Origin of the sequence: Streptomyces calidiresistens (assembly GCF_014141525.1) — a bacterium.
Classification (GTDB): Bacteria; Actinomycetota; Actinomycetes; order Streptomycetales; family Streptomycetaceae; genus Streptomyces; species Streptomyces calidiresistens.
The window spans coordinates 1-7,391 of record NZ_VKHS01000205.1 but is presented as its reverse complement, the minus strand read 5'-3'; the positions used below and the strand labels follow the sequence as shown (position 1 = coordinate 7,391).

6 protein-coding genes are annotated in these 7,391 nt (G+C 74.3%); 2 read left to right on the top strand and 4 right to left on the bottom strand.

Annotation, left to right across the window (positions count from 1 at the left end; all coding sequences use genetic code 11):
* Positions 1-152: 152 nt before the first annotated feature.
* Positions 153-908 (bottom strand): dihydroxyacetone kinase subunit DhaL, encoded by a 756-nt coding sequence (gene dhaL / locus FOE67_RS11035; protein WP_182663085.1) that lies wholly within the window; start codon positions 906-908, stop codon positions 153-155.
* Between the two features lie 77 nt (positions 909-985).
* Positions 986-1,984 carry a dihydroxyacetone kinase subunit DhaK gene (locus tag FOE67_RS11030; RefSeq protein WP_182663083.1) on the bottom strand — a complete coding sequence of 333 codons (999 nt, stop codon included), beginning with the start codon at positions 1,982-1,984 and terminating at the stop codon, positions 986-988.
* 680 nt (positions 1,985-2,664) lie between these two features.
* Here FOE67_RS11030 and FOE67_RS11025 point away from each other — a divergent pair.
* Positions 2,665-4,095, top strand: a complete 1,431-nt coding sequence (locus FOE67_RS11025) for a sodium/glutamate symporter (RefSeq protein ID WP_182663081.1) — start codon at positions 2,665-2,667, stop codon at positions 4,093-4,095.
* Between the two features lie 42 nt (positions 4,096-4,137).
* Here the strand turns inward: FOE67_RS11025 and FOE67_RS11020 are convergent, their stop codons facing one another.
* Positions 4,138-5,445 (bottom strand): amino acid deaminase/aldolase, encoded by a 1,308-nt coding sequence (locus tag FOE67_RS11020; RefSeq protein ID WP_182663079.1) that lies wholly within the window; start codon positions 5,443-5,445, stop codon positions 4,138-4,140.
* A 251-nt stretch (positions 5,446-5,696) separates the two neighbouring features.
* On the opposite strand from FOE67_RS11020, the gene FOE67_RS11015 reads away from it, so the two are divergent.
* Positions 5,697-7,049: a D-arabinono-1,4-lactone oxidase gene (locus FOE67_RS11015; RefSeq protein ID WP_182663087.1), complete on the top strand. Its 1,353-nt coding sequence runs from the start codon at positions 5,697-5,699 to the stop codon at positions 7,047-7,049.
* A 15-nt stretch (positions 7,050-7,064) separates the two neighbouring features.
* Here FOE67_RS11015 and FOE67_RS11010 read toward each other — a convergent pair.
* A partial coding sequence (locus FOE67_RS11010; protein WP_182663077.1) for an oxygenase MpaB family protein occupies positions 7,065-7,391 on the bottom strand: 327 nt, incomplete at its 5' end.

The following is a 7,391-nucleotide window of genomic DNA, read 5'->3' as shown; positions in this document are numbered from 1 at the left end:
CGGTGGTGCCCCCCCGTCGGGGGGAGCCCGCTCCCGACACGGCGGGCGGGGCGGGGCGCCCGGTCTGAGAGAGGCCCGGTGTCCCGTCCGGTCCCGCCGGGTCGGACGCCCGGGGTTCGGTGTGTCCGCCCCGGCGGGGGTGCCCGCGGGGCTCATCGCCCCGCGGGAACCCCCGCCCCGGTGCCGGTGCCGGTGTCGGATTCCGGTCCGTCGAGTCGGGTGACGGGAACGTGGGCGCGCGAGACCCCGCTCTCCCACCAGGGAGCCAGGGCGGTCACGGGGCCCGCCGCCGAGGCGAACAGCACGGCCACCCCGACCGCGCCCGGGTCGGGAACCCCGGTGACCCGGTCGCCGAGGTAACCGGCCCGGCCGCGCCGGGCACGCAACCGGGCCGTCTCCGAGACCCCGCGCCGTGCGCCCCGGGCGGCGAGGGCGAGAGCGCGCTCCGCCGGCAGCGGACCGGCCCGGCGCACCTCCGTCAGCGCGGGAAGGAGCGCGTCCACCATGGTCTTGTCGCCCGGCTCCGCCTCCCCGACCCGACGCACCGCCGCCAGGCCCGCACCGATGCCCTGTTCCACGGCGGCACCGGTCAGCGTGGGACCGGCGGCCCGGGCCGAGGCCGCCAACTCCTGGAAGACGAGACCGAACAGGGGGCCGCTGGTGCCACCGACCTCGTCGAGGAAGACACCGGCCATCACCTCCAGGGGATCGGCGGCGCGCGACTCCCCCGCCGTCACCGGCGAACGGTCGAGCACCCGGATCGTGGTGGCGAGCCCGACCAGGAGATTGGTGCCGAAATCGCCGTCACCGACGCGCCGGTCCAGATCGGTGAGTTCGGGCTCGGTCCTCGAGACGGATTCGGCGAACCACCGAACCCATCGCCGCGTGAAGACGCCGTCGCATGTCATGGCCGTCACTCCCTTCCTCCCGACCTCCCCGGTGCTTTCCGTGCCCCTCGGTGTCCCCGGTGTCCCGGGTGTCATGATCACCACCGCCACACCGGTGTGTGCACGGGGGCGTCGTAGAGTTCGAGGGTCTCCTCCCCGGCCACCATGAGGGTGAGGGAGAATCCCCGCATGTCCAGGGTGGTGACGAACTCACCCACCGCGCAGCGGGCGGGGGGCACGCCGCGCTTGTGCAGCAGCCGTTCCGTGGCGTCGAGGATGGCGTACAGCTCCAGATCCGTGACCGCCCCCAGGCCGTTGACCAGCAGGATCACCGACTCGCCCCGGGTCGGGGCGAGGGCCGCGAGCAAGGGGTCGGCCATACGTTCCAGCAAGCGGTTCAACGGCTCCCGGGGGATGGCCCGCTCCGCCCGTTCACCGTGGATGCCGACACCGAACTCCACCTCGTCCCCGGCGAGTTCGAATGCGGGCTCACCGGTGGCGGGCAACGCGTGGGAGCGGGAGGCCACCGCGAGGCTGCGACAGCGCGCCGTCACCCGCTCCCCCAGCCGGACCAGTTCCGCGAGATCGGCCCCGCGATCGGCGGCCGCTCCGAGCACCTTCTCGACCAGCACCGTGGCGGCGGTGCCCCGGCGGCCCGGGCCCGGTCCCTCGGTCGCGGTGGCCAGGTCGTCGTCGACGAGAACCCGGGCGCAGGGGATGCCCAGGTGCGCGAGACGCTCGGCGGCGATGCCGAAGTTGATCCGGTCCCCGGTGTAGTTCTTCACGATGTGCAGCACGCCCTCGGGCCCGGCGACCGCGCGGGAGGCCTCCAGGACCTGCCGGTTGTGGGGTGAGGTGAAGACGCGTCCGGGACAGGCGGCGTCCAGCATCCCCGCCCCGACGAATCCGATGTGCAGCGGCTCGTGACCGGAGCCACCCCCGGACACCAGGCCCACCCGTCGTCCCGGGGACGGGTGTCGGGCCCGGACGTAGCCGTTCCCGGTGTCCCGCACGACCAGGTCCGCGTGGGCCCGGCAGAACCCGTTCAGCGCGTCGGCGAGCAGGGACTCGGGCTCTGTCGCGAAGTAGGCGACCATGGCGGCTCCCGGCGTGATCGACGTCCCCCGGCGGCCGGGGGCCGGCTCTGTCGTTCCGCACAGCGTGCGGGGGCGCGGACCGACCGGCAACCGGCGCGCGGCGGGCGCGGACGGTCACACGGGGTCCCCTGGGCCGGTCCCGGTCGCCGGAGCGTGCCCCCGGGGCGTGTCGCCGGTGGTCGCGCGGGGCACCGGAGGTACCCCTCCCGGGACCACCGGACTCCGGGGTCCCCGGGGGACCAAAGGGAACTCCCGACCCCGGGTACCCCCGAACGGGTGACCGCAGGCGGTTCGGGTGGATCCCGGTGCCGCGAGCCCGTCGGCCGGTGGGCGCGCGCCGGGCCCGATCGGGGCACGACCCCCGCACGCGCTCCGGCGCGCGGAGACGAACCGACTCCCGTGTTCCGCACCGGACACCGGTGCGGAACACGCCCGAACGATCCACGCTTCCGGGCGCTCCCCCGATACGGTGGTGCGCGGCCGGCGCCGCGATGGGGCCGCACCCGGTGCTGCCCCGTGGGATCGGTGATGCCCGGGCGTTCCGGCCCGGTCCCGGTGGGGCTCAGAAAAGGGTCCCTCCGGAACCCCGGTGGGCCCCACCCCGTGGCCCGACGGGAACCGGTGAAACCAGCGGAACCAGTGAAACCAGCGGAACCAGCGGAACCAGTGAAAAAGGTGAGATGACCCCGAACACCATCGGCTTCGCGTTGTTGCTGCTCGGGGCGTTGTTGCTCCTCGCCAAGCTCATCCGCGTCAAGTGGCGTCTGGCCCAACGTCTCTTCATCCCCAGCTCCATCATCGGCGGTGGCATCGCGCTGATCTGCGGCCCCGACGTGTTCGGCCGGTTGGCCTCGGCCGCGGGCGCGGACGGTCTCGCCGACTCCGGACTGTTCACCGTCGAGGTGTTGGAGGTCTGGGCGACCCTTCCCGGCCTGCTGATCTCCGTGGTGTTCGCCGGCCTCTTCCTCGGTCACCGGCTGCCCGGTCCCCGGGAGGCCGGGCGGATGGCCGGTCCGCAGATCGCCTTCGGGACCGCCCTGGCGAGCGGACAGTACGTCCTGGGTCTGCTGCTGGCCCTGCTCGTCCTGGGACCGGTGTTCGACCTGCCGCCGCTGACCGGGGCCCTGATCGAGATCGGCTTCGAGGGCGGGCACGGGACCGCCGCCGGATTGGGTGACACCTTCGCCGACTTCGGCTTCCCCGAGGGGCAGGACCTCGCGCTGGGCATGGCCACCGTGGGGCTGCTCTCCGGAATCGTCGTCGGCATCGTGCTGATCAACTGGGGTGTGCGGACCGGTCGCACCACCGAGTTGCGCGCCGGCGCCGCGCCGTCGGTCTCCGAGCAGGCCGGTCTGGTGGAGAAGGAGAACCGCCGCTCCGCCGGGACCCTGACCGTGCACCCCTCCTCCATCGAGCCCCTCACCCTGCACTTCGGCCTGCTGGCCATCGCGGTGATGGTCGGATGGCTGATCCTCTCCGGGCTCCAGGCACTCGAGCGATGGCTGTGGATCGACACGATCGAACTCTTCGTCTACGTACCGCTGTTCCCGATGGCCATGATCGGGGGCATCGTCGTCCAGTTGGCGATCCAGTCCTTCGACCGCTACGAGATCGTGGACCGACAGCTCGTGGAGCGACTCCAGGGCTTCTCCCTGGACATGCTGATCATCGCCGCCCTGGGCACCCTGTCGCTGCAGGTCATCGCGGACAATCTGGGTCCCTTCCTGCTGCTCACCGTGACCGGGCTGCTGTGGTCGGTGGGGGCCTTCCTCTTCCTCGCCCCCCGGGTGATGCCCGACCACTGGTTCGAGCGCGGGATCGGTGACATGGGGCAGTCCCTGGGGGTGACGGCGACCGGCCTGGTGCTGCTGCGGATCGCCGACCCCGAGCTGCGCACCCCCGCCTATCCGGCCTTCGGTTACAAGCAGTTGGCCCTGGAACCGTTCTTCGGCGGCGGATTGATCACGGCGGCCGCGGTGCCGCTGATCGTCAACTTCGGTGCCGGGTGGATGCTGGGCGGTATGGGGGTGCTGCTGGTGGTCTCCCTGGGGGCGGGCCTGTTGTGGTTCGGCCGGCGTCCCGGCGTGGACCGGCTCGACGAGCCGGCCTGAGTCGGCGGATCGCCGCCGCGGGGCCGGGGATCGGATCCGGGATCAGATGAAGGCATGCCCCTCGCCCCGGTAGGTGGGGGCCTCCTCGACGATCCGATCCCCCTCGACCAGGTGGAGCCGGTTGACGCGCTCGGCGGGTTCGCCCGCCTTGGCGTGCCGGAACCACACCCGGTCCCCCGGCCGCAGGTCCCGGGCGGCGGCACCGACCAGGGGGGTCTGCACCTCCCCGGCCGCCTCGGTCGGAACGTACCGCAGGCCGGGCGGGAAGACCGGCACCGGCAGCCGGTCGCGCCCCGGGGGGCCGGAGGCGGTCCAGCCGCCGCCGAGCACCGTCACGACACCCGGCGCCGGCCGGCGCACGACGGGGAGCGCGAAGAACGCGGCCGGGGCGGGCCGGAAGTCCCGGTAGCCGTCGAAGAGGGCCGGACCGTACAGCCCGGAGCCCGCCGCGATCTCGGTGACGGCCGGTTCGGCGGCGGTGCGCGCCACGCTTCCGGTCCCGCCCCCGTTGACGAATTCCAGGGGCGTCACGGACCGCACGGCCGCGACGGCCGCGGCCCGGCGCTCGCGCAGTTCGGCCGCGGAGAGGCGCTGGAGTCCCCGGATCGCGAGGGCGCGCAGCGGCGCCCCCGCGGGCGCGTCGCCGACCCCGGCGATCTGCGCCTCGTAGGCCATCATGCCGACCAGGCGCAGGCCGGGCCGGCGGACGATCGCCTCGGCCAGGACCCGGGCGGAGGCGGGGTCGTGGACCGGGGAACGGCGGGCGCCGATGTGCACCCGCCCTGCGAACAGCCGCAACGACGCGTCCAGTTCCAGGCACAACCGCAGGGGGTGTTCCGGATCGGGGCGGCCCGCCCCCCGCAGCACGTCCTCCAGGTGGTCGAGGTGGTCCGGGTGATCGACCATGAGCGTGACCCGCTCCCGGATCGCCGGATCGGTCGCCAGCCGTCGCAGGGCGGCGCGGTCGGCGGTGGGGTAGCCCACCACGACATCGCTGACGTCCGGCCGGCCGTCGGGACCGTCCGCCGCGAGCAGCAGCGCCTCCGGGAGGGTGAAGGCGAGGGCGCCGTGCCAGCCGGGGAGCCGTTCGGCGCGTCGGATCAGGGAGCGGCAGCGCAGCGACTTGGTGGCGACCCGCAGGGGTTTGGCCAGGGCGCGGCGGGTCAGGGCGTCGGCATTGCGGTGCCAGGCCGACAGATCCACCACGGCGAAGGGGGGCTCGAGGTCGGCGGTGGCCCGCTCCAGTCGGTGGAACACCGCCCGGCGGGCCGCCTCGGGGTCCCGGCGGGGGACGGTTTCCCCCGGGGTGGGGGCCGGAGGGCGGCTGTGGACGGTGGCGTCGGCGGTCATCGACGTCCCTTTCCGGCACGGTGACCGGTGGTCGCCCCTCCACCGGGAAAGCGCGACGGTCCGGCTGTCGGCGACCACCGTAGCGGCCGGTGGGGAGGGGTCAAGAGGGCTGCCCCGGACCCGGTTCGGAAAGGGCGGGGCCCGGTGGTCCCACGGGAGCGGTGCGGGCGTTGACGCGTCCGCGGGTCGGTCGCACACTGGCCCCTCAGCCATCCCGTGCCGGGGTGGGGCGGCGGGAAGGGACGGTCGCGGTGGCGGTACGGGAGCGGTGGGGCGCGACCCGCCGGGAGTCGGGGACGGCGCCGGGGTGGCGGAACTGGGCGGGAACGCAGGGCGCCCGACCGGTGCGCACCGCCCGGCCCCGGAACACCGCCGAGGTCGCCGCGCTGGTGGCGGACGCCGCCGACCGGGGGCTGCGGGTGAAGGCGGTGGGCAGCGGTCACTCCTTCACCGGCGTCGCGGTCACCGACGGGCTCCACCTGCTGATGGACGCGCTGGACCGCCCGATCGGGGTGGATCGCCGGCGCGGTCTGGTCACGGTGGAGGCGGGGATGCCCCTTCACCGTCTGAACCGGCTGCTGGACGCGCACGGAATGGCGCTGACCAACATGGGGGACATCGATCGGCAGACGGTGTCCGGGGCGATCTCCACCGGCACGCACGGCACCGGTCGTTCCTCCGGCGGCCTGTCGGCGCAGGTGACGGCGGTGGAGCTGGTGACGGCCGACGGGTCGGTGCTCTCCTGCTCGGCGGACCGGGAGCCCGAGGTGTTCGCCGCGGCCCGGTTGGGGTTGGGGGCACTGGGCGTGCTCTGCCGGGTGACCCTGCGGTGCGAGCCGGCCTTCCTGCTGCGCGCGGTGGAGATGCCGATGCCGCTGGACCGGGTGCTGGAGGAGTTGGATGACATGGTGCGCGGGAACGAGCACATGGAGTTCTACTGGTTCCCGCACACCGATCGGACGCTGACCAAGCGGAACAACCGGCCGCTCGGCGGGGCACGGCGGGCGCCCGTGCCCCGGGCCCGGGCGTGGTTCGAGGACGAGTTCCTGTCGAACACGGTCTACGAGGGGGTCAACCGCCTGGGGTGCGCGGTGCCGGCGGCGATCCCCCGCTTGAACGCGGTGGCCGCCCGGGCTCTCTCACCCCGGGTGTACACGGATGTCTCGCACCGCGTGTTCACCTCGCCCCGTCGGGTGGTCTTCCGGGAGATGGAGTACGCCGTTCCCCGCGCCGTTCTGCCGGAGGTGCTGCGCGAGTTGCGGCGGTTGCCCGAGCGCCACGGGGAGCGGGTGGGGTTCCCGGTGGAGGTCCGCTTCGCCCCGGCCGACGACGTGTGGCTGTCGACGGCCCACGGCAGGGAGAGCGCGTACGTGGCGGTGCACCAGTACCACCGACGACCGCACGCCGGGTGGTTCCGGGTCGCCGAGGAGGTGCTGATCGCCGCAGGGGGGCGCCCGCACTGGGGGAAACTGCACCGGTTGGGGGCGGAGGAGTTGGGTCACCTGTACCCGCGCCTCGACGACTTCCGTCGGGTGCGGTCGCGGCTGGATCCGGCCGGGGTGTTCGGAAATCCCCACCTGGAGCGGGTGCTCGGGCCGGTGTGAGCCGCCGCCCGGAGGTCACCGGGGGCGGGGCGCGGCCGGTCGGCGGTTTCGGGGGGCGGCACGCCGGGCCGCGCGTTCCTCCCGCGCCCGGCGGTGGGCGGCCAGGCGCAGGAGGAGCGGCGGCAGGACCAGCCGGACCCGCACGGGGAGGGGTTCGACGAGCAGACGCACGCGGCGGGCGAAGCGACGCAGGTCGCGTTCGTCCCGGGCGGTCCACGGAAGTCCGAGCCGTTCGCGCAGGATCGGGGGCAGGGTGCCCACGGTGACCAGGTTCAGCCGACGGGTGACGGGACGGGTGAGGAGCCGCCAGAGCCCGGCGGGGATCCGGGAGCAGGGCGGGGC